20 protein-coding genes and 1 tRNA gene are annotated in these 25,932 nt (G+C 69.2%); 8 read left to right on the forward strand and 13 right to left on the reverse strand.

What is annotated here, in order from left to right:
* Window positions 1–244: 244 nt before the first annotated feature.
* The gene (locus ABZ194_RS26220; protein WP_355599673.1) at window positions 245–916 is read left to right on the forward strand and encodes a Crp/Fnr family transcriptional regulator; all 672 of its coding nucleotides are present in this window, start codon (window positions 245–247) and stop codon (window positions 914–916) included.
* Between the two features lie 25 nt (window positions 917–941).
* On the opposite strand, the gene ABZ194_RS26225 is transcribed toward ABZ194_RS26220, so the two are convergent.
* On the reverse strand, window positions 942–1,412 hold the full coding sequence (locus ABZ194_RS26225; protein WP_355599674.1) for a hypothetical protein: 471 nt from the start codon (window positions 1,410–1,412) through the stop codon (window positions 942–944).
* 248 nt (window positions 1,413–1,660) lie between these two features.
* Here ABZ194_RS26225 and ABZ194_RS26230 point away from each other — a divergent pair, with 248 nt between their 5' ends.
* The 4 genes from ABZ194_RS26230 to ABZ194_RS26245 are packed head-to-tail and all read left to right on the forward strand — an operon-like array spanning window position 1,661 to window position 6,957.
* Window positions 1,661–2,392, forward strand: coding sequence for a hypothetical protein (locus ABZ194_RS26230; protein WP_355599675.1), 732 nt, complete (start codon window positions 1,661–1,663; stop codon window positions 2,390–2,392).
* Window positions 2,389–4,575, forward strand: a complete 2,187-nt coding sequence (locus ABZ194_RS26235) for a hypothetical protein (RefSeq protein ID WP_355599676.1) — start codon at window positions 2,389–2,391, stop codon at window positions 4,573–4,575. Before ABZ194_RS26230 ends, ABZ194_RS26235 begins: the two co-directional genes overlap by 4 nt.
* 17 nt (window positions 4,576–4,592) lie before the next feature.
* Entirely contained in the window at window positions 4,593–5,585 is a 993-nt protein-coding gene (locus tag ABZ194_RS26240) for a hypothetical protein (RefSeq protein ID WP_355599677.1), read from the forward strand.
* The gene (locus ABZ194_RS26245) at window positions 5,578–6,957 is read left to right on the forward strand and encodes a DUF4407 domain-containing protein (protein ID WP_355599678.1); all 1,380 of its coding nucleotides are present in this window, start codon (window positions 5,578–5,580) and stop codon (window positions 6,955–6,957) included. The genes ABZ194_RS26240 and ABZ194_RS26245 overlap by 8 nt, the downstream gene beginning before the upstream one ends.
* Before the next feature lie 413 nt (window positions 6,958–7,370).
* Here the strand turns inward: ABZ194_RS26245 and tnpA are convergent, their stop codons facing one another.
* Entirely contained in the window at window positions 7,371–7,787 is a 417-nt protein-coding gene (gene tnpA / locus ABZ194_RS26250) for an IS200/IS605 family transposase (RefSeq protein WP_355599679.1), read from the reverse strand.
* Window positions 7,788–7,809: 22 nt separating this feature from the next.
* Between tnpA and ABZ194_RS26255 the strand changes: the two genes are divergently transcribed.
* Window positions 7,810–8,991: a transposase gene (locus ABZ194_RS26255; RefSeq protein WP_355599680.1), complete on the forward strand. Its 1,182-nt coding sequence runs from the start codon at window positions 7,810–7,812 to the stop codon at window positions 8,989–8,991.
* A gap of 57 nt (window positions 8,992–9,048) precedes the next feature.
* Here ABZ194_RS26255 and ricT read toward each other — a convergent pair whose 3' ends face one another.
* The 8 genes from ricT to topA all read right to left on the reverse strand — a co-directional run bounded on the left by ricT (window position 9,049) and on the right by topA (window position 19,903).
* The gene (ricT, locus tag ABZ194_RS26260; protein ID WP_355599691.1) at window positions 9,049–9,900 is read right to left on the reverse strand and encodes a regulatory iron-sulfur-containing complex subunit RicT; all 852 of its coding nucleotides are present in this window, start codon (window positions 9,898–9,900) and stop codon (window positions 9,049–9,051) included.
* Window positions 9,901–10,236: 336 nt separating this feature from the next.
* On the reverse strand, window positions 10,237–10,827 hold the full coding sequence (locus ABZ194_RS26265) for a permease-like cell division protein FtsX (protein ID WP_355599681.1): 591 nt from the start codon (window positions 10,825–10,827) through the stop codon (window positions 10,237–10,239).
* Window positions 10,824–11,351: a sigma-70 family RNA polymerase sigma factor gene (locus tag ABZ194_RS26270; RefSeq protein WP_355599682.1), complete on the reverse strand. Its 528-nt coding sequence runs from the start codon at window positions 11,349–11,351 to the stop codon at window positions 10,824–10,826. The genes ABZ194_RS26265 and ABZ194_RS26270 overlap by 4 nt, the downstream gene beginning before the upstream one ends.
* A gap of 77 nt (window positions 11,352–11,428) precedes the next feature.
* Window positions 11,429–12,583, reverse strand: a complete 1,155-nt coding sequence (locus ABZ194_RS26275; RefSeq protein ID WP_355599683.1) for a glycosyltransferase family 4 protein — start codon at window positions 12,581–12,583, stop codon at window positions 11,429–11,431.
* Entirely contained in the window at window positions 12,580–13,326 is a 747-nt protein-coding gene (locus ABZ194_RS26280; RefSeq protein ID WP_355599684.1) for a hypothetical protein, read from the reverse strand. Before ABZ194_RS26280 ends, ABZ194_RS26275 begins: the two co-directional genes overlap by 4 nt.
* 480 nt (window positions 13,327–13,806) lie before the next feature.
* Window positions 13,807–14,988, reverse strand: coding sequence for a DNA polymerase III subunit delta' (locus ABZ194_RS26285; protein WP_355599685.1), 1,182 nt, complete (start codon window positions 14,986–14,988; stop codon window positions 13,807–13,809).
* Between the two features lie 21 nt (window positions 14,989–15,009).
* Complete coding sequence (gene tmk / locus ABZ194_RS26290; protein WP_355599686.1) at window positions 15,010–17,073, reverse strand: dTMP kinase; 2,064 nt, start codon at window positions 17,071–17,073, stop codon at window positions 15,010–15,012.
* A 178-nt stretch (window positions 17,074–17,251) separates the two neighbouring features.
* Window positions 17,252–19,903, reverse strand: coding sequence for a type I DNA topoisomerase (gene topA, locus ABZ194_RS26295; protein ID WP_355599687.1), 2,652 nt, complete (start codon window positions 19,901–19,903; stop codon window positions 17,252–17,254).
* Window positions 19,904–20,062: 159 nt separating this feature from the next.
* On the opposite strand from topA, the gene ABZ194_RS26300 reads away from it, so the two are divergent.
* Window positions 20,063–20,248 (forward strand): DUF5703 family protein, encoded by a 186-nt coding sequence (locus ABZ194_RS26300; RefSeq protein WP_355599688.1) that lies wholly within the window; start codon window positions 20,063–20,065, stop codon window positions 20,246–20,248.
* A 178-nt stretch (window positions 20,249–20,426) separates the two neighbouring features.
* Here the strand turns inward: ABZ194_RS26300 and ABZ194_RS26305 are convergent, their stop codons facing one another.
* The 3 genes from ABZ194_RS26305 to ABZ194_RS26315 all read right to left on the reverse strand — a co-directional run bounded on the left by ABZ194_RS26305 (window position 20,427) and on the right by ABZ194_RS26315 (window position 24,776).
* Window positions 20,427–22,508 carry a chaplin family protein gene (locus tag ABZ194_RS26305; RefSeq protein ID WP_355599689.1) on the reverse strand — a complete coding sequence of 694 codons (2,082 nt, stop codon included), beginning with the start codon at window positions 22,506–22,508 and terminating at the stop codon, window positions 20,427–20,429.
* A 227-nt stretch (window positions 22,509–22,735) separates the two neighbouring features.
* A complete protein-coding gene (locus ABZ194_RS26310) occupies window positions 22,736–23,347 on the reverse strand; it encodes a hypothetical protein (RefSeq protein ID WP_355599692.1) in 612 nt (203 codons plus the stop codon).
* A gap of 121 nt (window positions 23,348–23,468) precedes the next feature.
* Entirely contained in the window at window positions 23,469–24,776 is a 1,308-nt protein-coding gene (locus ABZ194_RS26315) for a M20/M25/M40 family metallo-hydrolase (RefSeq protein WP_355599690.1), read from the reverse strand.
* A gap of 180 nt (window positions 24,777–24,956) precedes the next feature.
* Between ABZ194_RS26315 and ABZ194_RS26320 the strand changes: the two genes are divergently transcribed.
* A tRNA-Leu gene (locus tag ABZ194_RS26320) sits at window positions 24,957–25,045 on the forward strand.
* The last annotated feature ends 887 nt before the right edge of the window (window positions 25,046–25,932 follow it).

The following is a 25,932-nucleotide window of genomic DNA, read 5'->3' on the forward strand; positions in this document are numbered from 1 at the left end:
GCGGGAGGGGCGGTGAGAACACCCGGGCAGGGGTGAAGGCGGCCGGAGGGGAGTTGTGAGGACAGCGGGAAAATCGCCCCCACAAAGAAGGCGATCCCCGATGCTGGAGGTTGTCCTCCGCCGCATCCCCCAGGAACATGACGATCAGTGCGCGGAGCAGATATTCACCATCAAACAAGGAGGTCTCGTGTCTAAATCAGCTTTCCGCCACGAGTCCGGGCACTCTTGGCCCGTGGGAACCCTCATGTCCGCCCTTGACGAGCGCGCGCGGGGAGAGATCCTCAGCCTGGGGAAGCCGCAGTCCCACAGGCCGGGGGCGACGCTGATCCGGCAGGGCGACCTTCAACGTGACCATGTCCTCCTGCTGCGTTCCGCCCGGCCGGGGCTGTCCGCCTGCGCCAAGGTCACGGCGATCCTCGACAACGGCGTCGAGGTGTTGCTCGGCGTGAGGGTGAGCGGTGACCTGGTGGGCGAGATGGCGGTGCTCCGGGGGATGGGCCGCTCGGCGACGGTCACGGCGTGCACGTCCATGCTGGCCTTCCGAATACCCGCGACCGCCTTCATCACCTATCTCAACGAGCATCCGCAGTCGTGGTCCGCGCTGACCTCCATGATCATGCAGAGGCTGGACTGGGCCAACCAGCGCAGGCTCGACTTCGCCGCCTTCGACGTCCCGGTACGGCTGGTGCGCGTCCTCAGCGAGCTGGCCGCACGGCACGGGTTCGCGGTCGAGGGCGGGACGGCTCTCGGTGTCCGGCTGTCGCAACCGGAGCTGGGGCGGCTGATCGGCGCGAAGGAGGCCGCGGTGGGCAAGGCGGTCCGGCTGCTCAAGGAGAACGGTTTGCTGAAGACCAGCTACCGACAGGTGATCATCACGGACCTGGAGAGGCTCCGCGTCTTCGACTCCGAGGGCTGAACCCGTCCGCCCCCGAGGGCCGAACTCACCGCCACGCCGCGACGAGCGTCGTCCAGCAGACCGCGGCCCCGAGCATCAGCCCGGTCCAGGGCACGGACCTGGACACATGGCGATACTTGCGCTCGGCGATCTGGGCGAGGAGCCGGGCCATCGCCCACGCCTCCGTGATCCTGACCGGAAGGTCCTCGGTGGCCGGCGACGGCACGTGGCATCCGATCCCGGTGATGCTGTATCTGCTCTGTACGGCCGGCGACCGCAGGATGGGCCGGACGGCCTGCAGCATGTGATAGCCGGAGACCGCGAAGCCCAGCAGGAAGAGGCTCAGCAGGGCGAACCCGGCCACGGCCCCGATCTGGCCGAGCCTGGCGCCCGCCGACGCCTGGGTGGCGACGATCGCGGCGGCTCCCGCGTGTAACACGACGAGGACGCCCGCCTTCGCGTCGGCGTGCTGGATACACCCCTGGAAAGAGGCCGCTACCGCGAGCGCGTCATCCAAGTCCTGATTCGTTGGCTTATGAGGCTTTTGCCGGACCCAACGTAACATTTTTCCCCTCGCCTTTCGGAACCACCTCCAGGGAAGGGCGCGAGCCGTGATACGAGTATGGATTAATACACCTTGAACTCTATCTTCGGTATTTGGCAGGACCACATCCCGTATCAGTAGGGGATGTGGCCCTACGGGCTGCTCCATACTGATGGCTTCAGTCGGCATTGCTAACATCAGGCAAGAAACCGGAAACCCTTATGGAAAGCGACTACTTTCAACGCGCCCTCGTCATGTCGAGCGACCTGAGAGGCTACGGGCAGGGCAACGACAAGCGGCACGAGACCATGCAGCAAAACTTCATCGACCTCCATACGGCCGCCGCCACCGAGGCCGGGCTCAACCGCGAGGAGTGGGCGATCCAGCCGGAAGGCGACGGCGAGCTCGCGGTCCTGCCGGCGAGCGAGCCCGAACCCCTCGTCGTCGACCAGTACATGCGAGCGCTCCACCAGGGGCTCGTCCACCGTAACGACGCCCTGGCACCCGAGGAGCGGTTCCGGCTCAGGGTGGCCCTCGCCTTCGGCACCGCCTATCCGTGCGTGAACGGATACGCCGGTCAGGCGCTGGTCGAGGCGAGCCGCCTGGTCTCCTGGAAGCCGCTCAAGCAGATCTTCAACGAGCGGGAGAAGGCGAATCTCGTCCTGATTCTCTCCCAGCGGGTTTTCGAGGACGTGGTGCTCCAGGGGCACACCTCCTACCGGGACACCGATTTCCGCCGCGTCGTGGTCCGCGAGAAGGAGTACTCCGGTCCAGCATGGATCTGGACCCCGGAGCTTGATCCCGAAACCCTGAAATGCCTCTCCGAACCGCCGGAGACGGCAGAAGGCCCGCGTAACGGCGGAATAAGCGTTTCCCAGCGGGCAGAAGTGATCACCAATATGAACGGACCCGTCGACGCGCGCCGGGCGAACTTCGGAATCAGCCGTACATGACGGCGCCCTCCCCCCCTCAGAACGACGGGGCACGCCCCGGCGCCTCCGCCAAGCCCCAGCCGGACGGGCAACCGGGGAACGCTCCGAACGGCACCCCCGCCGAGAACGCCGGAGACGCCAAGAACGCCGGAGACGCCGAGACCCCCAGGAACGCCGAGAACGCCGAGAACCCCGGAAACGCGGGAAACGCGGGAAACGCGGCGAACGCCGAGAGCACGGACGACGACTTCAACGAGGACGCCCTCGGTCAGACGGCGACCGTGATCAACAACTTCTTCGCCGAGGTCAACGCGGAGAGGTCGTCCTTCGGCATAGCCGGCGGCCCGGGGACCCGTTCGATCTCGGGACGGCTCGACCAAAAAGACATCGAACGCGCGCTCAGGCACTTCGTCAGGCCCCCCGGCTTCGAGCGGGCCAGGGCGATCCTGCGTGAACGGCACCTGGTCGTCCTCGTCGGGAGCGAGGGCATCGGCAAGTGGACGAGCGGGGCGGCCCTCCTCACCGAGGTCAGGCTCGTCCCGGACAAGGTCATCGTCTTCCCTCCCAACCGTGACCTGGACGGCCTGCTGTCCACCTCGTTCAAGAAGAACCGCGTCTACTTCATCCACGACTGGATCGAGGGCGACGTCGCGACGAGTGTGCGGCGCTTCACCCTCGACGCGCTGAGCGTCAAGCTGGTACAGGCGGAAGCCCATCTGGTGATCACTCTCAACCGTTCGGAGGTCCGCTCCGAGTTGGGAACGTTCGAAATCGGATGGGAGCCGCCGGACCCGCTGAGGCTGCTTGAGGCACACCTCGGCACGGGCCACCCGTTCCACGAGGAGACCCACATCCGGGAGCACGTCTCCGGGCTGAGATCCCCCCGCCAGGTCGTCGAGATGGCCGAGCAGATGCGCGACGGCGCCCGGACGCCGGAGGAGATCCTGGCCGACCTGGGCGGCAGCACCGTCACCCAGTGGTTCGACCGCGAGCCCAAGCGTTCCGAGGTGCTGGCCGTCGCCGCTCTCGCCTTCGCGTACGGCATGCCGGAACGCGTCTTCGAGCGCCTCCTGGTACAGCTGACCGGCATCGCGGACGAGGTCGAGCGGCAGGGGGCCGAAGGCGAACGGCGTACCATCGCGGAGGACCTGCCGCAGAGCCGGAGGCTGTGGAACAACGGGCATCCCCTGATCGCCGTATCGGCCGGGGAGGCCGGAGAAGGAGAGCCCCGGCTCTCCTTCTCCGGCCTCCACCACCGCGAGCAGGTGATCGCACGGCTCTACCGTGACTACGGGTACCGGGTGCAGGAGCCGCTTCGCAGGTGGATCCGCGAGCTGGCCGAGGACCTGCCCGAGGTACAGGTCCAGGTCGCGGCGGGCCTCGCCCTGCTCGCCCGGAGAAGACCGGGGGAGGTCAGGGAGTCGTTCCTTGAGCCCTGGGCCGGGGGGTCGGCCCAGGAACGGCTCGCGGCGGCCAGCACGCTGTCCATGATGTGCGTCGACGACACCACCGCGGCCATCGCCTTCGGCACCGCTCTGGGCTGGGTGGAGAACGCCGGGCAGCCGCAGGCCATGACCGCGGCGCTCGCCTTCGCGGGCGGCCTCTCGATCCGGTACCCGGCCGACACCGTGGACTGGCTCTGGTATCTGTCGCTGCGCGGCATCCGGGTGAGCAACGTCGCACAGCGGGCTCTGACGCTCATGTTCCAGGCGGCGGCCGAGCGGGACGACGAGGCGCTGACCGGGCTGCGGCTGCTCGCCAGGCACCTCGACCGCGACCTGAACCAGAGCATGGAGCCCCAGTTGGCCCGGCGGGCTCTGCAGGCCGTGCTGAGGGTGCTGGAGTCCGACCGGCTGGAGCACGATGAGCCGCTCATGGGCCGGCTGCTGCTCTTCCAGCCGGCCGGCGCGGTGCCGATCGGCATGCTGTGGGCCTGGGCGCTGCACAACGCCTATCACCGTGCCGACGCCGTCCGCGCGCTGCGCCGTACTCTGCGGTATCTGCAGGACCAGGAGGGCGGCACGGCCGCCGCGGACGCGCTCGGCCGGGCGGTGTGGTCCACCCTGCCCGAGGCCGCGGCGGTGCTGGTCAGGCGTGCCATCAGCCGTGCCTGCGCCGACCACCCCGCGCGGCGGGACTCCCCGCCGACCAGGGACATCGTCCTGGCCCTGCTCAACGCGGGCCCCCGGCGGAACCATCCATGACATTCAAGGAGAAACCGATGCCCGCCTACAGCGGTTATCCGATCGTTGAGGAACGCCCTCTCCGACCTCCCCAGCGACGGCTGGGACTCTTCGCCCGACGCAACCTCGACGAACTCCCCCAGCCCCAGGTGGGAACCGTTCTCGTCTTCGCGCTGAACGGCGGCTACAAGGCGTACACCGAGGGCCATCATCTCAAGGGGTCGGAGGAGGCCGTCGTGAAGGCGAGGTCGGTGAGCGTCGTCTACATGCGCAGCCGGCAGTTCACGCTCATCATCGAGATCCCCTCTCAGGACATGGGCTACCACTTCGCGGTGCAGGTGACCTTCGCCTGCAAGGTGACCGACCCGGAGGCGGTCGTGGCCGCCGGGGTCCAGGACGCCTCGGGGGTTCTGGCCAACCATGTCCGCAACGACGCGCACCTGATGCAACTCGGCACGACGAGGCCGATCGAGGAGGTGCACCTGCTGTCCGTGGAGGTCGTCAACCGGGTCCGGGCCTACCTGGAGTTCTGCCCGGCCCGGATCGAGGGGCTTGAGGTCACCCTGGTCAACGTCGCCCTGCTCCCACCGAACGACATCCTCGTCCACGGCCAGCGGCTCAAGCGGCTCAAGTGGGAGAAGGAGGGCAAGGAGCTGGAGTGGGCGATCGAGAACCAGGACGTGTCCCGGATCGAGAAGATCTTCAAGCGTGGAACGGAGGCCACCACGGCGTTCGGCGTCAGCCGTGAGCAGCTGATGATGACGGACGCCGTGGGCATGACACGGGAGGCGCAGGAGCTTCGGATGAAGTCCCTGTCCGAGCTGATCAACCGTCTGCCCGACGGGGCACTGGACTTCCTCCCCATCGACACGCACATGCTTATCAAAAGGGTCATGACCTCGGTCGTCGGAGACGACCCCTTCATCGAGGCGCCGAACAACGCCGAGCGGCTCGAACTCGGCGAGGGCAGATCGCGCCAGGACGGAGACGACGGCCCGCGCAGGGTGGGACTGGAGGACCTCGATGACTGAGAGGGCGCCGGTCGGCAGGCGCCCGGACACCCGGCGCGTCTCCCTCGGAAAGCGGCTTGAGCTGGGAAGGCGGCTGCGGATCCTCGCGGGGGCCGACGAGGGGATCCTCGATCAGGTGCCACTTGAGCGGACCCGCCACGTCGGCCTCGGCGGTGTGGTGCTGGGCACGGCGGTCGTCGCCGCGGTCTCCATGTGGTTCGCGCTGAGCCAGGTCCTGGGCGCCCCCCACATCGGGCTGCTCATTCCCACGGTGATCTGGCTGCTCATCGTGCTCAACCTCGACAGGTGGCTCGTCTCGACGGTGACCAGCATCTGGCAGCAGCGGGTCATGCTGCTGGTCCCCCGGCTGCTCGTCGCCGGGGTGCTGGGCATCATCATCGCCGAGCCCCTGGTGCTGAGGGTGTTCGAGACCGCCGTGGTCCAGCATGTCGTCGACGGACGGCAGGCCGCCCTGAACAGCGAGCGGGACCTGCTGCTGGCGTGCAACCCGCAGACCCCGGGCGAGGCGCCGAAGAGCCGGGAGTGCGGAAACGCCAGGCTGCTGGCCTACGGAGCCGAGGCGGACGTGGCCAGGCTGAGCGAGTTGGAGGACGACGCCGAGAGGCTGCGGAAACAGATCAGAGCCGACAAGGCCCGGTCCGCCTGGCTGTTCGATCGGGCGACGGACGAGTGCGTGGGCCGCAAGACCGGCGTGACGAGCGGCCAGAGAGGCGACGGCCAGTTCTGCAAGCGGTTCACCAGGGAGGCGAAGGCGTGGAGCAGCCGTAGCGGGCTGCCCGGGAACCAGCGGACGCTCCGGTCTCTGGAGGACCGGATATCCGCGCTGCGCGGGCCCCTGGCCGACAAGCAGGCCGACTTCGGGCAGCGGGTCGAGGACAGGATCCAGGAGCGGCTGGCCTCGCTGCCCGGCAGGGACGACCCCGTCGGGCTGCTGGAGCGCATGCGGGCCCTGCACGAGATCACCGCGGAGAACCCCTACCTGTTCGGGGCGAGCTGGCTGTTCCGGATCTTCCTCGTCCTCATCGACTGCCTTCCCGTCCTCGTCAAGCTCATGGGCGGCACGACCGCCTACGACCGCATGGTGGACCAGGCGACCCGCACCCGGGAGAAGGTCCACGAGAAGCGTCTCCAGCTCGACGCGGACGCGCGGATAGGCGAGCTCGAACTCCAGGGGTACCGGGAGGCGGAGGAGCGCCGCAGGCAACGTCAGCTGATAGAGATCGCCGGCAAGGGCGCCGACGCCGAGGCGCGAGCCACCGTGGAGAAGATGGTCAGGCAGCGGACCGAGGAGTTGCGCCGGCAGAGCGACGGCGAAGAACGGATCAACGGCTCACACCCGCGCGGCGACCTGCTGGCAAAGCGCTTCCGGTGAGCCTTCTCCCGGTCCCGTCTCCCGACCCCGACCCCGGTTCCCGGCTCCGTCCCGGCGCCCCCGGCCCGGGGCGGGGCGGGGTCTGGGCCGGAAGAGCGCCGGGACCGTCAGGAGAGTGCCGGAGCATGCAGACCGTAACAGCAGGGGCGTAACGGTCTGTATGCCGAGGTGATCGCCCCTTTCCGGCACCTCGTACGCGTCGCCCCCGTGATCCGGCGGTGCGGACGCCGTACGGACCACACGGCCCACCCACCCGTCCTGCCTGCCTGCCTGCCGCGGATCGTCGGGATCAACCGGAAGGAGCGGGCCCGGCGCCTGAAAGGAGCCCGGCTACCGGTCTGCGGGCCTTCACCTCCGGTCTTCAGGCCGGGGGTGAAGGCCCGCGCGGGAGGGCCGCCAGGCCCGAGCGTGCCCTAACTCGGCCGGTTTTGCTGCTCGATGTACCGGCGCAGGACGCTGAGCGGTGCGCCGCCCACCGACCCGGCGAAGTAGGAGCCCGACCACAGCTTGTTCGCCCGGTAGTAGTGGCGGGCCAGTTCGGGGAACTCTTGGCGCATCCTGCGGGAGGACACGCCCTTCAGGGAGTTGACCAGCTTGGACAGGGCGATCTTGGGCGGGAAGTTCACCAGCAGATGGACGTGGTTGCTCTCGCCGTTGAACTCGGCGAGTTCGGTCTCGAAGTCCGCGCACACGTCGCGCATGATCTGCTCCATGCGTTCCAGGTGGCTGCCCGTGAATACCCGATGCCGGAACTTGGTCACGAAAACCAAATGCGCATGCAGCACAAAAACGCAGTGTCTACCAGTCCTGATATCTTCATAATCTGCCATAAACCAATGATAAGATCATGGGGTGCGGCTTCGTTACAACTTCCGCCTCCACCCGACCCCCGGTCAGCGTCAGTCGCTGGCTCGGGCGTTCGGGTGCGCGCGGACGGTGTTCAACGACGGGCTGCGCGCACGGCAGGAAGCCCGCGAGCAGGGCTTGCCGTACATCTCGGACGGGGACCTGTCGAAACGGGTTATTACACAAGCGAAGCTGACGCCGGACCGTGCATGGCTCGGCGAGGTGTCCGCCGTGATCCTTCAGCAGGCGCTCGCGGACCTGAACACCGCGTATCGCAACTTCTTCGCCTCGATCTCCGGGAGGCGAAAGGGGCGCAAGGTCGCCGCACCTCGGTTCCGGTCGCGAAAGGATTCCCGGCAAGCAATCCGGTTCACCAGGAACGCCCGGTTCGCGGTCACGCCGGGCGGGAAACTCCGCCTGCCCAAGATCGGGGACGTTCCGGTTCGCTGGTCCCGATCACTGCCGTCCGATCCATCGTCGGTGACGGTGGTCAAGGACTCGGCGGGCCGATACTTCGCATCGTTCGTCGTCGGGACCTCGCACCAGCCGCTGCCCGAGACAGACTCCGAGATCGGTATCGACCTGGGTCTCACTCATTTCGCGATCACCTCGGACGGCCGGAAGGTGGCGAATCCGCGCCTCCTTCGGCGTGCGGCCAAAAAGCTCCGCAAGGCGCAGAAAGCGCTGAGCCGCAAGGACAAGGGCTCCGCGAACCGGCAGAAGGCCAAGCTCAAGGTCGCGAAGGCGTACGCCAAGGTGACCGACACACGCCGAGACTGGGCACACAAGCTCTCCACCTCGTTGATCCGCGACAACCAAGCGGTCTACGTGGAGAACTTGGCCGTGAACGGACTGGCGCGTACGAAGCTGGCCAGGAGCGTGCACGATGCGGGCTGGTCACAGTTCGTCGGCATGCTGGAGTACAAGGCCGCACGACACGGCAGGTACCTCGGGAAGATCGACCGATGGTTCCCATCGTCGAAGCTGTGCTCAGCATGCGGCACCATCACCGAATCGATGCCGTTGAACGTCCGGTCATGGACCTGCCCGTGCGGCACGACTCACGATCGGGACATCAACGCGGCGATCAACATTCTCGCCGCCGGGCAGGCGGAGAGACTAAACGACTGTGGAGCGCGGGTAAGACCGGGACCTGTCCCGGCGCGGCGCGGCGCGGCGAAGCAGTAACCCACCCGAAGCCCACGCGGCAGGCGGGAATCTCCGTCCTTTAGGGCGGAGAGGATGTCAATCCTCGGGACCGCTCTCGGCGACCGTGACGGCTCCGCCGTACATCGTGTCGTGCTGTTTGCGGGGGGAGCAGACCGAGGCGGAGGGGCAGGCGCAGCGCCGCCCGCCGTCGTCCAGGCGGACCACGACCGAGTCCGAGGGGACGTTCCGTCCCACCACGGTCCCGGAACCCTCCGGGGTGCCGACCTTCGCCCCGACCCGGGGCATCCTGCGGTGCGCGTCGACGTAGAGGGGATGCTCGTACTTGAGGCAGCACATCAGCCGCCCGCACGCCCCGGCGATGCGCATCGGGTTGACCGGCAGGTCCTGGTCCTTGGCCATGCGCACGGAGACCGGCTCGAAATCCTTGAGAAAGGTCGCGCAGCACAGGTCACGGCCGCAGGGGCCGATACCGCCCTGCAGGCGTGCCTCGTCACGAGGCCCGATCTGGCGCAGTTCCACCCGGGCATGGAGGTTGCGGGCCAGGTCGCGGACGAGGGCCCGGAAGTCGACGCGCTGGGGGGCCGAGAAGTAGACCGTGTAGACGTTGTCGGCGTCGAGATAGTCGACGCCGACGACCTTCATCGGCAGCGCGTGCCGTCTGATCAGGCGTTTGGCGACGCTGCGGACCTCGGCGCGCCGCCGTCTGTTGGTCTCGTCACGGGCCAGGTGCTCCTCGCCCGCGAGCCCCTCGCACACCGGCAGCCCGCCGATCTCCTCGCTCGTCCACTGCGGCGCCCAGACGCATTCGGCCACCTCGGGCCCGGCGTCGGTGGGCACGAGCACCCTGTCACCGACCTTGGGGGTGTGGCCGCCGGGGTCGAGATAATACAGCCGGCCGTAGCGGGTGAAGCTCACGGCCATGATCATGCTCATGTGGCTCCAAAACTGCTGGGGTACGGCTAGCGCCCACCCCGCCACCCTACGCGGGCGGACCGCCCGGATACCACGGGGAAGCCATGGGGGAACCACGGGAAGGCCATGGAAAGCCACGGCAGGACCCCAGCCGGACCGCGACGGAACCACGGCGCCCCCACGGTGTCATCCGTCCCGCCGAGGAGCCGGGCCACGGCGGTCCCGCCGAGGAGCCGGACCGCCGGGTCCTGTCACGATCCGGACCTCGGCGCTCCGCCCCGGAATCAGATCACCTGAGGCCGGACCGGGACGCGCTCCCGCCGGCCCGGCACTCGCGTGGAGCACTCCCTCTCAGCACCTGAAGCGGGAGTTCCCCGCCACGACCGAGTGCGCCCGGCACTTGTCGTCGACCACGTTGGAGACGCCGGGCAGTCGCCCGATGACGTCGGCGAGTCTCTTCCGATCGGCGCCGGACGTGGGGATGACCCGGAACACCTCGGGCATGTCCTCCACGGTGATCGCCTTGGCCAGCGCGGAGTCGTCCCTGTACTGCCTCTTGAACTTCTCCCACGCCTCCCTGTTGTCGTCGAAGGCGATCCACCCCACGTCCGGCCGGCTCCACAGCGCCTCGGCGATCTTCGCCTTCTCCGTCCTCACTCCCTTGCACCGGGGGAAGAAGTCCTTCGGCCTGCACAGGAAGACGGAGATCTCCAGTTCGGGCTGGGGAACCGGGCCGGCCTGGGCGGCGGCGACCGTGGGCTGAGGGTCCGCCCGCTGCGCCCAGAGGAACCCGGTGCCGACGGCGGCCACCGTGACGGCGGCGGCCAGGGCGACCGGGACCCGGGAGCGGCGGCGGGCCGGAGTGGTCAGCGGGCGGGCGTCCACGGTGGTCGTGGCCGCGGCGGACAGGGCGTCGCGCAGGCGGTTCTCGGTAACGGTCATGATTCCTCCCCAAGTGCTCTGGCGAGGGCGGCCAGCCCGCGCGCGATGGTGGACCGGGCGCTGCCCGCGGCGATCCCCATGGTCTGGGCGATCTCCAGGTCGGACAGGTCGAGGTAGTACCGGAGCGTCAGCGCCTCTCGCTGCCGCCCCGGCAGTCGCCGGAGGGCGAGGAGCACCTCGCGGCGCTCCTCGCCGAGCAGGGCGGTGTGCTCGGCCGACCAGACGGGTGGCTCGTACGGCACGGGCCGCCGGAACGCCACCGCCCGGCGGCGCAGTACGGAACGGCAGCCGTTGAGAACCGCCGAGCGGATGTAGGCTGGCGCGCGCTCGGGGTCGCGCAGACGACGACGGCTCGCGTGGGTGCGGGCGAACGCCTCCTGGACGACGTCCTCGGCCGTGGCCCGGTCGCCCACCATGAGCAGCGCCAGCCGTACCAGCCCGAGATGATGTTCGGCGAACAGCGTCGCGACGTCGACGCGGTCCCTGGGCAGGGGCTCTCCGTGGGAGAGCAGTTCGACTTCCACGTCACAGAGACGCCGGACGACGGGATCTGCTGCTCCGCTCGGCGGACGAGTTCGACACGCGAGTTCGGCGCCCAGGTTCAGCGCACGAGTTCGGCGAAAGCCTTCTCCCAACGGTCCGCGATCATGGAGATGTCGTAGTTCCGGGCCGTTTCGACGGCGTTCCGCGCCATCTCGCGCCGCCCCTCGTCGTCTTCGATCATCTTGAGCAGCCCGGCGGCGAAGGCGTCCACGTCGTCGGGCGGGATCAGCAGCCCGTCGTGCCCGGAGGTGATGATCTCGCGGGGGCCTCGGGGGCAGTCGAAGCTCACCACCGGCACCCCGCAGGCGAACGCCTCGATGATGGTCATGCCGAAGCCCTCGAAGCGGGAGCTGACCGCGTGGATCGACGCCTTGGCGAACTCGCCCTCGATGTCGCCGGTCGGGCCCATGAACGTGACGTTGTTGTGCAGGCGCAGTTTGACGGCCAGCCTGAGCAGCTTGTCGGAGACCCGGCCCTCGCCGTAGATCCGCAGCCTCCAGTCCGGGCGTTCCCCGACCACCTGGGCGAACGCCTTCAGCAGCCGGTCGTACCCCTTGACCGGCACCAGGCGCCCGGCGGCCACCACGATCCGGTTCTCCTGCCTGGAGCGGGGGCGCGGCCCTCCGGCCAGCCCGTTGCCGATGGTGAACACCCGCGTGGGCGCCCGGTCGAGCATGTTCAGGTAGTCTCGCTCGTCGGCCTCGGTGAGGGTGACGAGCGCGTCCAGCCTCGGATACCACCGCCGGATCTCCGCGAAGATGCCGGGCTGGTGGGCCTCGAAGTGCAGATGCTCCTGGGCGATTGTCACGATCCTCTTGCGGGCGAACCTGGCGGCCATGATGTTCAGCCCGGCCCGGGTGGTGATCAGCACGTCGCTGCGGAGCCGTTGCAGCTCGCGCCTGAGCACCTCGTCGCTCCACGCGCTGAAGGAGGCGTAGGCACGTTCCTCGGGGTGGACGAGCGTGCTCTCCCGGCCGCTCAGCCGCTCAGCCCTCTTGGTGTACGGCCAGCGCACCCGGGCCCCGGGCCGCAGATCCACCAGCGAGCGCAGCCTGACCTTGGGTCCCAGCGGCAGGAAGGGCCGGTCGGCGTGCTGGAAGACGCTGATCACCTCGACGTCGTGCCGTTCGGACATCTCGGTGGCGAGGTCGAAGGTGGCCCGGATCGTGCCACCCATGCCGTAGGCGTTGAGGATCAGATAGGAGATCTTCACGAGCTCTCCTCCTCGACGGTGAGCGCGACGGCCAGGCTGTCGGACTCGGTGTAGTAGGGCCGTACCCTCACCCGCTCCACGTACTGGGCGGGGAAGCGCACTCTGGCCTTTTTGTCGGTGACGTCGTCGAGACGGGCCGCCAGTGGCAGCCGTACGCCGCCGACCTCCGCGTGGAGGTCCCAGAAGACCCGCCGCCTGACCTGTGTCGCGGCCATCGGCGCGATCCGGACACTGCCCTCGAAGCGCCGCCTGTGGAAGGCCGCCGGTCCGCTGACCGGTTCCGGCCCTCTTCTGGCCACGGCCACCAGCGTGGCCGGTCCTTCGATCGGCGGGCCGTAGGCGATCAGGCCCTCGACCTCGATCACCCCGTCGTCGGACTGGACCCCGGTCACCTCGACGTACGGTTTCACCTCCCGCACGGTCAGCCCGAGGGTCCCGCCGGAGGTGCGGAACGCCCGGATCTCCCGGGTTCGAGGGGTCTCGGCGTAGGCGAGCAACCCGTCCAGCGAGAATCCCGGATCGTCGGTGGCGAGGGGTTCGCCCCGGTGTGACGCCATCCAGATCCCGGCCCGCAGACCCGTGAGGTCAGCGCCCTCTCGTTCCTCCCCGGTCTCGACGTTCCTCAGGACGATCTCTCCGTCGTCGGGCTCCGGCCACTCGATCCTCAGCGTGTCGTCGCTGTTCACCCGGCTGGTGACGGCTCGCCTTACCCCCGGCCCCATCACCCCGTGACGTGCTTCCATGCTGGCCAAGCGTCCCCCGGTCCTTCTCTGCCCATCCCCGTAGAGCAGGACACTGTTCGGTAGTTTTATAACGAATGCAGCAAAATTCGCTGTGAATTCTAACGATGGCACTCATTCTTTGAGGGGCTTCAGCCAGGAATAGTTCCATTTAATGAGAAAACAGTATGTAGGGGCCGCTTGATGGGAACGGCACCCACCCCCTCACCAGCCGATATCCGAAATATGCGGATCCTGGGAGTCCGCCGGCCTGCGGTACCCGACCGAGCCGACCGCGCCGAGCTCCGGCCCCGCCGGACGAGAAGACGCTCCCCCGCGCCGTCCCCGCCGGCCGGAAGGGCACCGTGGGCCACGAGGCCGCCCTCCCCGGCAGCACGAAGCCCCCCACCGGAGACCGCCGGCCGTGCGAGGGCGACGGGTGTTTCCCCGCTCAGCCCGCCGTGGCGACGGAGCGTCCCCACGGCCACCGGAAGGGGAGAGGGGTCAGAGTCCGGGCCGCCGCAGCGAGATGGTCATCGCCTCGACGGCCATCTGCGGGTTGACGTTGGCCGACAGCCTCACGCGGCAGCGCATGATCGCGTCGATCCTGCGCAGGGTGTCCTCCGGGGTGGAGGAGGTGGCCAGGCCGTTCAGCTCGGCCCGGCGGTCCTCGTTGGCCAGCTCCACCGGCGCGCCGAACTGCACGGCCAGCACGTCGCGGTAGAAGGCCACCAGATCGAGCAGGGCGCCGTCGATGACGTCGCGCTTGGTCCGGGTGGCCCGGGACTTCTGCCGCTCCTCCAGCTCCTTGAGCGCTCCGGCCCCGCCCCGGATCAACCCCTTGTTGAGCCCCTTGCCCGAGGACCCCTCACCGTAGATCTGCCGCAGCTCGGAGATCTCGGACTCGTTCAGCAGCGAGGTGACCGCGGCGGCCTCCTCCTCCGCGGTCTTCACCAGCCGTTCGGCGGCCAGCACGCACTCCCCCACCCCGGTGAGAGATCGGGGGATGGAGAGCACCGCGTCGCGGCGCTTACGCGCGTCCTCGTCCAGCGCCAGCCTGCGGGCCCGGTCGATGTGCCCCTGAGCGGCCCTGGCGGCGAACTCCGCCACCGCCGGCGGGACGTTCTCCCGGGTGGCCAGCACATGGGCGACCGCGGCGGCGGGCGGCGTGACGAGGGTGACCACCCGGCACCGGGACCTGATCGTGATCATCATGTCGTCCGGGGAGGGCGCGCAGAGCAGCCAGACCGTCTTCGGCGGCGGCTCCTCGATCGCCTTGAGCAGCGCGTTGGATGCGCCCTCGGTGGCGCGGTCGGCGTCCTCGAACAGCACGACGCGCCAGCGGCCCAGGGTCGGCGCGCCGGCCGCCCTGAGGATGAGCCTGCGGGTGTCCTTGACACCGTAGGAGAGTCCCTGCGGGCGGACGATCTCCAGGTCCGGATGGGAGCCGATCGCCACCTGATGGCACATGTCACAGTGGCCGCACCCCTGCTCGGAGCAGAACAGCGCCGCGGTGAACGCCCGCGCCGCCTCCTCCCTGCCGGATCCGGGCGGCCCGGTGAACAGCCACGCGTGGGTCATCCCCGCTCCACGCCCACCGGCCAGAAGCTCGGCCCCCGCCGCCGCGGCCCGGCGGAGCGTCACGGCCGCCCGCTCCTGCCCCACAAGGTCATCGAAGACTCCCACGTCCTCAACCTACCGCCGGGATCAGTCGCGGATGACGGGGATGGTCCCGGTGGCGTCCTCCGACTCGTGCGGCACCGGGTCGGGCAGGAGCTCACGCATCCGGTCGTGGATGAGCAGGGAGATCTGCTCCTGCGGGAGCGTCCCGTCGACGACCTGGTAGCGCTCCGGCTCGGCGGCGGCCAGCGCGCGGAACTCGCGGCGCACCCGCTCGTGGAACTCCAGCGGCTCGGCCTCGATCCGGTCGACGGCACCGCCGAGCCGGGCCAGCCCGACGGACGGCGGGGTGTCGATGAGCACGGTCAGGTCGGGGACGAGCCCGCCGGTGGCCCAGTTGTTGATCTTCACCATGTCCGCCGGATCCAGTGCCCGGCCGGCCCCCTGGTAGGCCAGCGAGGAGTCGACGTACCGGTCGGAGATCACCAGCGCCCCCCGGTGGAGGGCCGGCCGGATGACCTTCTCCACGTGCTCGGCCCGGTCTGCCGCGTACAGCAGTGCCTCGGAGCGGGCCGACAGCCCCTGGTGCACGGCGTCCAGCAGGATCGCGCGCAGCCGCATCCCCACCTTGGTCGAGCCCGGCTCCCGGGTCTGCACGACGTCGAACCCCTGGTCCCTGAGCCAGATCGCGAGCAGCCTGGACTGGGTGGTCTTGCCCGACCCCTCGCCGCCCTCGAACACGACGAACAGCCCGCGCGGCTGCTCGTCCCCCTCCGGTGTGAAGCGCTCGCCGCGCACCGCCGCGAGCAGGTCGACGAAGATCGACACGCCTTCGCGGTCGTCCATGTGCCGCAGCGCGAGGAATCCGACGACCATCGCGAGCAGCGCGCCGATCAGCAGCACCAGGTTGGAGCCGTCGAACACGTAGACCGTCTCCTGGCGGAGCCTGATCTCGTGCCTGCCGAACAGGCCGGCCAGCGTCGGCGCGACCGCGACGACCAGCAGCAGGGTGACCCGGGCGAGTGACTGCAGGAAGGAGAACGTACGGCCGCGCAGCCTGTCCTCCACCTCCAGCCCGATCATGGTGTAGCCGATGATCCAGGCGATCCCGGCGCACGCCCCGAGGGCGACGGTGAGCATGACGACGATCACCAGGTTGTGGACGACCGCGATCGCCGCGAGCACCACCCCGGCCACCAGGATCGACAGTCCGAACAGCCTGCGCCGGGAGAGCTCCCGCAGCAACCTGAGCCCGAAGAACATGCCGGACGCCATGCCGACGAAGACCGCCCCGAACACCACACCGTAAGCCGCGTCGCCGCCGCCCAGCTCCTGCACGTAGAGCTTGGCCACACCGACCACCGCGCCACCGGCCGCGAACGCGCCGAGCATGCCGATGATCAGACCCCGGATCAGCCGGTCGCCGCCGACGAACCGCCAGCCGTCGACGATCTGCCGCAGCACCGAAGGCGTGGAGATCGCGGTGGCCGGGGCGGTCTTCGGGATGTCCTTGAGCGTGAAGATGATGACGGCGGACGCCAGATACGCGAGGGCGTTGATGAACAGCGCCAGGTAGGTCTCCCGGCCGGCGAGGTACGGGATGAGGCTGCTCAGGGCGTCGTCCGCGACCGACAGCACCGCGAACAGCAGCGCGGCGATCGGGGCCGTGCCGTACGTGACCAGGAGGTTGAGCTGGTTGGCCTCCTCCAGCCGCTCCTTGGGCACCAGGTTGGGCACCGTGGCGTCCTTGGCGGGGACCCAGAAGAGGTTGACGCACTCGACCAGGAAGGTGGCGACGATCACCCACTGGTAGTTGCCGATCAGCGGGATCGACAGGACCAGCGCGAAGCGCGACAGGTCGGCGGAGAACATCGTCAGCCGGCGGTCGAACCGGTCGGCGAACGCGCCCGCGAGCGGGCCCAGCAGGACGGCCGGGAGCATCTTCGCCACGAAGACACCGCCGATGGCCAGGCTCTGCGCCTTGTAGCCCGCGCCCGCGGTGAGGTTACCCGCGAGGGCGGTCAACGCGATGATGTTGAGCCAGTCCCCGAGGCTGCACACCGACATGGCCGTCCACAGCTTGCGGAACGGCGGGTTGGCCAGCACGTGGGGGGGCTTGCGACGCGCGGTGTTCCGGCCAGGGGTGGTCATGATGTCAGAGTATCCAGGTGCTCGCCGGGCTGGGGAGAACACGGGTCAGGCGGATATGCCCGGCCGCTCGTCGCACGAGGGTACCGCATGGGGGTAATACGCACGGTCTGTCCCCGCGGCGGGCACACCGGGCGACAGGCCCCCGGGGCCGGGACACGTCCCGGCCCCGGGGAGACCGTCAGGCCTTGGTCTTCGCCCGGGGGGCGGCGCGCTTCTTGGGCGCCGGGCCGCGAGCGCGGCGGTCGGCGAGAAGCTCGGCGGCGCGCTCGGTGGTGATCTGCTCGACCTCGTCGCCCTTGCGCAGCGAGGCGTTGGTCTCACCGTCGGTCACATACGGGCCGAAACGCCCCTCCTTGACCACGATCGGCTTACCGGAGACGGGGTCCACACCGAGCTCGCGCAGCGGCGGCGCCGCGGCGGCGCGACCCCGGCCCCGGGCCTTGGGCTGGGCGAACAGCTCCTTGGCCTGCTCCAGCGTGACCGTGAACATCTCCTCCTCCGACGCCAGCGAGCGCGAGTCGGTGCCCTTCTTCACGTAGGGCCCGAACCTGCCGTTCTGCGCCGTGACCTCCTGGCCCTCGATCTCCCCGAGCCGCCTGGGCAGCGACAGCAGCTTCAGCGCGTCCTCAAGGGTGATGGTGTCCAGGGACATCGACTTCAGCAGCGACCCGGTACGCGGCTTGGCCGCCTCGGCCTTCTTGGTCTTCTTCTTGCCCTCGGCCGGAGGCTCCTCGGAGAGGATCTCGGTCACGTACGGGCCGTAGCGGCCGTCCTTGGCCACGATCAGGTTGCCGGTGACCGGATCCTTGCCCAGCTCCCGGCCGCCCGTCGGGCGGGAGAACAGCTCCTCGGCCATCTGGGCGGTGAGCTCGTCGGGGGCCAGATCCTCGGGCACGTTCACCCGGGCGCCGTCGCGATCCAGGTAGGGGCCGTACCGGCCCACCCGGATCATGATGTCGGTGCCCCGGATCGCGAAGGAGCTGATCTCCTTGGCGTCGATCTCGCCGAGGTCGCTGACCAGCTCCTTCAGGCCCTCGTCACCCTCCTCGCCGAAGTAGAAACGGCGCAGCTCGGGCACCCGCTCCGCCCGGTCGTTGGCGATGTCGTCGAGGACCTTCTCCATGTCGGCGGTGAAGTCGTAGTCGACGAGGTGCCCGAAGTGCTGCTCCAGCAGGTTGACCACCGCGAACGCCAGGAAGGACGGCACCAGGGCCGTGCCCTTCTTGAACACGTAGCCGCGGTCCAGGATCGTTCCGATGATCGAGGCGTAGGTCGAGGGCCGCCCGATCTCCCGATCTTCCAGTTCCTTGATGAGCGAGGCCTCGGTGTACCGCGCGGGCGGCTTGGTGGCGTGCGCCAGCACGTTGAGCTCGGCGGCGGTGAGACGGTCGCCCTCGGCCAGGTTGGGCAGGCGCTTCTCGGAGTCGTCACGGTCGGTGGACGGGTCGTCCGCGCCCTCGACGTACGCCTTGAGGAAGCCGTGGAAGGTGATGGTCCTGCCGGTGGCGGAGAACTCGGCCTGCTCGCCCGAGCTGGAGGCGCCGGTCACCTTGACGCTGACCGACTCGCCGACCGCGTCCTTCATCTGGGAGGACACGGTCCGCTGCCAGATCAGCTCGTACAGCCGGAACATGTCACCGCTCAGCCCGGTCTCACCGGGCGTGCGGAACTCCTCACCCGACGGGCGGATCGCCTCGTGCGCCTCCTGGGCGTTCTTGACCTTGCTGGCGTAGGCGCGCGGCTTGTCGGGCACGTACGCCGCGCCGTACAGCTTGATGGCCTGGCTGCGGGCGGCGGCGACGGCGGTCTCCGAGAGCGTGATGCTGTCGGTCCGCATGTAGGTGATGAAGCCGTTCTCGTACAGCCGCTGGGCGACCTGCATCGTGGACTTCGCCGAGAAGCCGAGCTTCCGGCTGGCCTCCTGCTGCAGGGTGGTCGTCCGGAAGGGCGCGTACGGCTTACGCGTGTACGGCTTACGCTCGACCGAGGTGACCCTGTAGGCCGTCCCTGCCAGCCGGCCGGCCAGCGCCCGCGCCGCCTGCTCGTCCAGGTGGAGCAGGTCGGCGTTCTTGAGCACGCCGTTGCTCGCGAAGTCACGGCCCTGGGCGACACGCCTGCCGTCCACACCGGTCAGCGCGGCGGCGAACTCGTGCGGGAACTCGTCGCGCCCGGTGTCGAACAGCGCCTGCAGGTCCCAGTAACTCGCGCTGGTGAACGCCAGCCGCTCGCGCTCGCGCTCCACGACCAGCCGGGTCGCCACCGACTGCACGCGCCCGGCGGACAGGCGGGGCTTGACCTTTTTCCACAGGACGGGGCTGACCTCGTAGCCGTAGAGGCGGTCGAGGATGCGGCGGGTCTCCTGGGCGTCCACCAGACGCAGGTTCAGGGCGCGCGGATTGGCCACCGCCTCCTGGATCGCCCGCTGGGTGATCTCGTGGAAGACCATGCGGTGGACCGGCACCTTGGGGTTGAGCACCTCGCGGAGATGCCAGGCGATCGCCTCGCCCTCCCGGTCCTCGTCCGTGGCCAGATAGAGCTCGTCGGCGTCCTTGAGCAGCTGCTTGAGCTTGCTCACCTGCGCCTTCTTGTCGGCGTTGACGACATAGAGGGGCTCGAACTCATGATCCACATTGACGCCCAGGCGGGCCCAGGACTTGCCCTTGTACTTCTCCGGGATGTCATCGGCCTTCTCCGGGAGGTCGCGAATATGTCCGATGCTGGACTCCACGACGTAGCCGCGGCCGAGGTACCCAGCGATGGTCTTCGCCTTGGAAGGCGACTCGACGATCACCAGGCGGGTTCCGCCGGCGTTGCCGTTCTTGGCTGGCACGCTGCTTCCTACCTCGCTGTTCGCATTCGTTCCCCGGTTACTTCCCCTCGGGTTACCCGATCTGGATCGGGCACACTCCCAAGTAAAGCCGCAAGGACGCACAATAAAGCCCTATGAGGGCCGACGTTCCCCCCAGCCCACCTTCGGAGACTAATCGCTGTGGTCGACTACTCCTACTTGGTTCTCCATCTTCCGCGCGGCACCTCCCGGGACGTTGCCCGGAGGATACTGACCGAACACGCAGAATACGGCGGCTGGGAACTCGACCGTCTGCGACTGTATCCCGACGGCCGCAGGGACGTTCGACTGCGTCGCAAGATCATACGTGTGAGCAGGACGTTGTGACCCCGGACATGGCTTTGCCCGCCCCGGGCCGCGCCCCCGGAACGGGCAAAGCTTCTCCACCTCACCGGTCGAGCGAAGGCCGCGGCGCGCGGCCACGACCTTCGGTCTCAACGGGCGAGGCGTCTATGCGTCTCCCTCGGAAAATCTGAGGAGACATGACTGGAGAGTGACCAACGTCTTACTTCTTGGCGAGCCGAATGCGACGGCCGGCCGCGAACAGGGTGGCGGAGGCCGCGGCCATGGCGCCGAGCACGAGGGCGAACAGCGAGCCGATGTTCATCCCGGTCACACCGACGGGCTGAGCGGCGCTCATCAGGCCGAGGCCGCCGAGCGGGGTGGAGGAGACCAGGCCCTTCACGGAGCCCAGGTCGGTGGCCGAGTTCAGGTCGGTCAGGGAGTCCAAGTCCGCCGCGGAGTTCAGGTCGGACACGGCGCCCAGCGCGGAGCCGGCCTTCCGCGCCGGGGGCCGGCCGCCCTGGGAGGGCGCCGGGGCCTGGACTCCGTGGGAGAGCAGGGTCTTGGCCCCGCGACCCTGAGCAGCGGGCAGGGCAGGGAGGGCGGGAAGGTCCGCCATGTCCCGCACGTCGCCGACGACGGGCAGGGCCGGGAGGGCGGAGCCCCCCGCCTGCCCGGTCAGGCCGCCCACGCCGTTGGCCCCGTTACGGGCCGGGACGACGGGGAGCGCCGACATCAGGCCGCTGGTCCTGTTCCTACGGGGGATCCCGGCCCAGTGGCCGCGACGCGGCCCGTCCGAGCCGACCTGGGAGCCGCCGAGGCAGCCCGCGGCGGCGTCACCCAGGGCTGCGACCGAGTTGCCGCAGGCGTTGATCGGAGCGGTGATCGGCGCGACCACCTGGTTACCACCCAGCACCGAGGACCTGCCCGAAGTGGTGTTACCACCCGCGCCGCCACCGGACCCGCCGCCCCGGGGACCCGTGACGGAGGCGCCACCCTTGCAGCCCGCCTCGGACCGGCCCAGCACCGCGACCGCGTTGCCGCAGACGTTGATCGGAGCGGTGATCGGCGCGACCACCTGGTTACCACCCAGCACCGAGGACCTGCCCGAAGTGGTGTTACCACCCGCGCCGCGGCCGGATCCGCCGTTCACCACGGACGCCCCGCCCTTGCAGCCGGCGAAGGCGCCACCGGCGACCGCCACGGCGTTGCCGCAGACGTTGACCGGGGCCGTGATCGGCGCGACCACCTGGTTACCACCCAGCACCGAGGACCTGCCCGAAGTGGTGTTACCACCCGCGCCGCCACCGGACCCGGTGTCCACGACGGACGGGCTCCCCTCGCACCCCGCCTCGGCGTGGCCGATCGCGTTGCCGCAGGCGTTGATCGGCAGGTTGACGGGGGCGATCACCTGGTTGCCGCTACCCGCACCGAAGCGGCCGTCGGTGTCGTTGCCGGTCGAACCGGGACGCGGGCCGTGCCCGCCGTGGCCGCCGTGCCCGCCGTGGTAACCGGGCCGCTCCGGCCAGCCGGGCCCACCGGGACGGCCGGGCTCAGCGGGGACGTGGGCGCCGCCCTTGCACCCCGAGAAGGCCCCGCCGAGAACCGCGACCGAGTTGCCGCAGATGTTGACCGGGGCGGTGATCGGCGCGACCACCTGGTTACCACCCAGCACCGAGGACCTGCCCGAAGTGGTGTTACCACCCGCGCCGCCACCGGACCCGCCGCCCCGGGGACCCGTGACGGAGGCGCCACCCTTGCAGCCCGCCTCGGACCGGCCCAGCACCGCGACCGCGTTGCCACAGGCGTTGACCGGGGCCGTGATCGGCGCGACCACCTGGTTACCACCCAGGATGCTGTGGTCACCGCTCGTACGGTTGCCGCCGGCACCGCCACCGCCGCCGCGACCGGTCTTCTTGACCGAGGCGCCGCCCTTGCAGCCCGCCTCGGATCCGCCGAACAGCGACAGCGCGTTGCCGCAGGCGTTGACGGGAGCGGTGATCGGCGCGGTGACCTGGTTGCCGCCGAGGATGGACGAGTTACCGGAGGTCGTGCCCTGGACGCCCGAGCCGCCACCGGAGTTCTCGACGGAGGCGCCCCCCTTGGACGACCCGGTCGCCCCGCCCGCGACACCGACGGCGTTGCCGCTGATGTCGATCGGCAGGGTGATCGGGACGCTGATCTGGTTGCCTCCGGCGATCGAGCCGTCGCCGGAGGTGTCGGCGAGAGCCGTACCGCTGCCCATGGACATGACACCCAGCGCCAGCAGTGCTGCGGGAGCCGTACCCTTAACCCACGTACGCATGATTTATGCTCCTAGCGATCCTTTTTAGGGGGAACCTGACATCTCGTGACCGGCGCGAAGGCATGCGAGGTCCTGACGAGCACCCGCACAGCGGATGCCTCGACGATCGTCACGAGGAATGTGAAACTGCCCATCCATTGACGGAGCGGCTCCCCGCAGAGGGGGTCAGGGCTCGCTCCGTGACCGGCGGGCTCGTCGGAGAGACGAGGCCGATCCGTGGGACGGGGTCAGTCGGGAGAGAAAGAAGGGTCGTCCGCCGCTGTGCGGACGACAGGGGGAAGCACGCACGCCTGCGGGGCGCACTGCGCCATCAACCGCGGGTCGTAGACAAACCGCGCGACATCCCCCACGCCCGGCCCTGAGAAGCCGGATCCACCACTGGTCTGGGGCACGAACCCATTGCCGCCAGAACTGTGGTCGGCGGTCGTCGGCGCCGGGAATCCCGGATTCGAATGACTGGTGAGCCCGTCCACACCCCGCCCCGCCATGGCCTCGGCGTTGCCCGACGCCGACAGCCGGTCGCTGTCCGTGGGGAAGACATCGGCCTGGAAGGCCGATCCGGCAGCGGCGGAGCCTGGAACGGCGGAGCCGGCCACTCCTGTCACCGCGGTGGTGTCCGCGGACGCCGGAGCGGCGCCGAGGAGTCCGAAGACGACGGCGAGCAGCCATCCCGCGGCCAGCAGGCCGCCGATCGCGAAGACTCGCCTGACGATCCGCCGGGCGTCGGCCGCGAACCGCGCCGTCCGGACGCCCCGGACGGAAACGGCGTCGTCAGCGGAGACCGTTCCGGGCACGTGCCGAACAGCGGGCGAAGACGCCCCCCACTGCTCCTGCGGCATGCGTGCCACGTAACCTCCCCGAAGCTCCCGGTCGAGCCTGCCTGAGCAGAACCCAACCACTCAACGGAGAGTTACGCTAGCACTACACCGAGTCAATGTGACAGGTTTCCGAAAGAACCCTTCAGCAGTCGTCCAGGAAGCGGTCAAGCACCCGGACCCCGAACCGGAGCGAATCCACCGGCACCCGCTCGTCCACCCCATGGAACATCCCGGAGAAGTCCAAGTCCGCCGGAAGCCTCAGCGGCGCGAACCCGAACCCGCGCATACCCAGCGCGCTGAACGCCTTCAGGTCCGTGCCCCCCGACAGGGTGTACGGCACGGCGAGCGCGCCCGGGTCCTCGGCGAGGAGGGCGTCGGTCATCGCCCGCACCAAAGGCCCGTCGAACCCCGTCTCGACGGCGACGTCGTGGTAGACGAACTCCCGGGTCACATTGGGCCCGAGCAGCTCGTCGAGGGTCTGGAAGAACTCGTCCTCATACCCGGGCAGGAACCGGCCGTCCACGTGGGCCGTCGCGGTCTGCGGGATCACGTTGGCCTTGTAGCCGGCGTCCAGCATCGTGGGGTTGGCGGTGTTGCGCAGCGTGGCGCCGATCATGCGGGCCAGCGGGCCCAGCCGGGCCACGGTCGCCTCGGGGTCGTCCAGGTCGAGTTCGAGCCCCAGCGCCCCGGAGGTCTCGGCGAGGAAGGTCTCCACCGTCCGCGTCAGCCGTATCGGCCACTCGTGACGCCCGACGCGGCCCACCGCCTCGGCCAGCTCGGTGACGGCGTTCTCGGCGTTGAGCATGGAGCCGTGCCCGGCCCGGCCGGCGGCGGTCAGCCGCATCCACGCGATGCCCTTCTCCGCCGCCTCGATGAGATAGAGCCTGCGCGTCTCGTCGATGGAGACGCTGAACCCGCCGACCTCGCCGATCGCCTCCGTGCACCCGTCGAACAGGTCCTTGTGCTCGGTGGCCAGCCACTGCGCGCCGTACCTGCCACCGGCCTCCTCGTCGGCGGTGAACGCCAGCACCACGTCCCTGGGGGGGCGTCGCCCCTCGCTGAGCCTCTGGCGGACCACGGCCAGGATCATCGCGTCCATGTTCTTCATGTCGACCGCGCCCCGCCCCCAGACGCAGCCGCCGGCGATCTCCCCGCTGAGCGGGTGCATGGTCCAGTCGCCGGCGTCGAAGGGCACGACGTCGAGGTGACCGTGGAGGAGCAGCGCGTCACGGGAGGGGTCCTCCCCCGCGATGCGGGCGACCACGTTGGCCCGGCGGCTGTCCGACTCCAGGATCCGCGGCTCCAGCCCGACCTCGGCCAGCTTCTCGGCCACGTACTCCGCCGCGGCCCTCTCCCCGGGACCGGTGTTGTCGCCCGCGTTGGTCGAGTCGATGCGGATCAGATCACGGCACAGCCCCGTGACCTCGTCCTCACCATTGAGCCTGGTCATCGCAACTCCCTGAGATCGGTACGGCTTGAGGATCGGTACGGCTTGCGCCTCCCATCCTGCCGTCGCCCCCCTCTCTCGGCACCTCTCCGAGCGCGGTCTCTTACCGATATGACGCGGGCTCAAGAGTTTGCTAACCTGAGTCCGCCGACGCGGGATGACGGTCTCGCGTGCAGGCACCAAGTCCGGGTGGCGGAATAGGCAGACGCGCTAGCTTGAGGTGCTAGTGCCCTTTGCGGGGCATGGGGGTTCAAGTCCCCCCTCGGACACCAAAACGGTCACGTTTGAACCCTGGTCCTGATCTTTGGGACCAGGGTTTTTCGCGTCGGCGGGAAGTGGGCCGTGCGGTCGCTGTATGGCGTCCTCGGGCCGCACCAGTTCCAGGGTGGCGCGTTGTGCGCCGGTCGGCCGCCCCCGACCTCTGGCGGGGCGTGAACGGGTTTCGATCTTCGGTTCGTCGGTCTTCGCCTCCGGCAGCCCTGCGGCAAGCTCGGGGGCGAGGAGATGGGCGAAGCCTTCGGTGAGGTCCGCGCCCTGTACCTGATCGTCCATGATCCAGAGCCGGGTGAAGACGGCCTGGTTGAGCTGACGGCGGACGTCGGGCGGCGCACTGAGGTACAGCCGGTGCGCGTTGGCGCAGAGCAGTAGTGCTTCCTCGACCACCTTCATGACGGCCTCGATCTCGGTTGAGCACTGGTCGATGATCTGTTGTGCCTGGGCAAGCTCGCGCGTGATGCGCTCCTGCTCAGACTTGAGGTGTTCCAGCGAGATCGCGTCGGCGTACCGCATCTCGATCAGCTTGAGCTGTTGGTTTTGCAGTTCCTTCCTTCGTTTCTCCTGCCGGTCGAGTTCGGCGCGGTTGCTGTGCTGGCGGCCCACAAGCGCGGCCATGACTTGCTCACGGATCGCGGCGATGCGTTTCTCGGACAACTGGATGCGAGACCAGTAGTCCTCGACGGCCGTCTCAACCTCAGCGATCAGGATCGTTGACTGCGTGCAGTCCTCCTTCTTGGCTCTACCAAGGCAGTAGAAGTGAGGTTCCCCCCGAGGTGAGGACACCCCCAACAATGGATCTTGTTCCATAGAGGGGAGCCTTCGGGTGGCACGACCGTCGAAGTTCGGCGATGAGTTCAAGCGGGACGCGGTGAGGCTGGTCCGT

This window comes from Streptosporangium sp. NPDC006007 (assembly GCF_040614315.1).
Taxonomy (GTDB): Bacteria; Actinomycetota; Actinomycetes; order Streptosporangiales; family Streptosporangiaceae; genus Streptosporangium.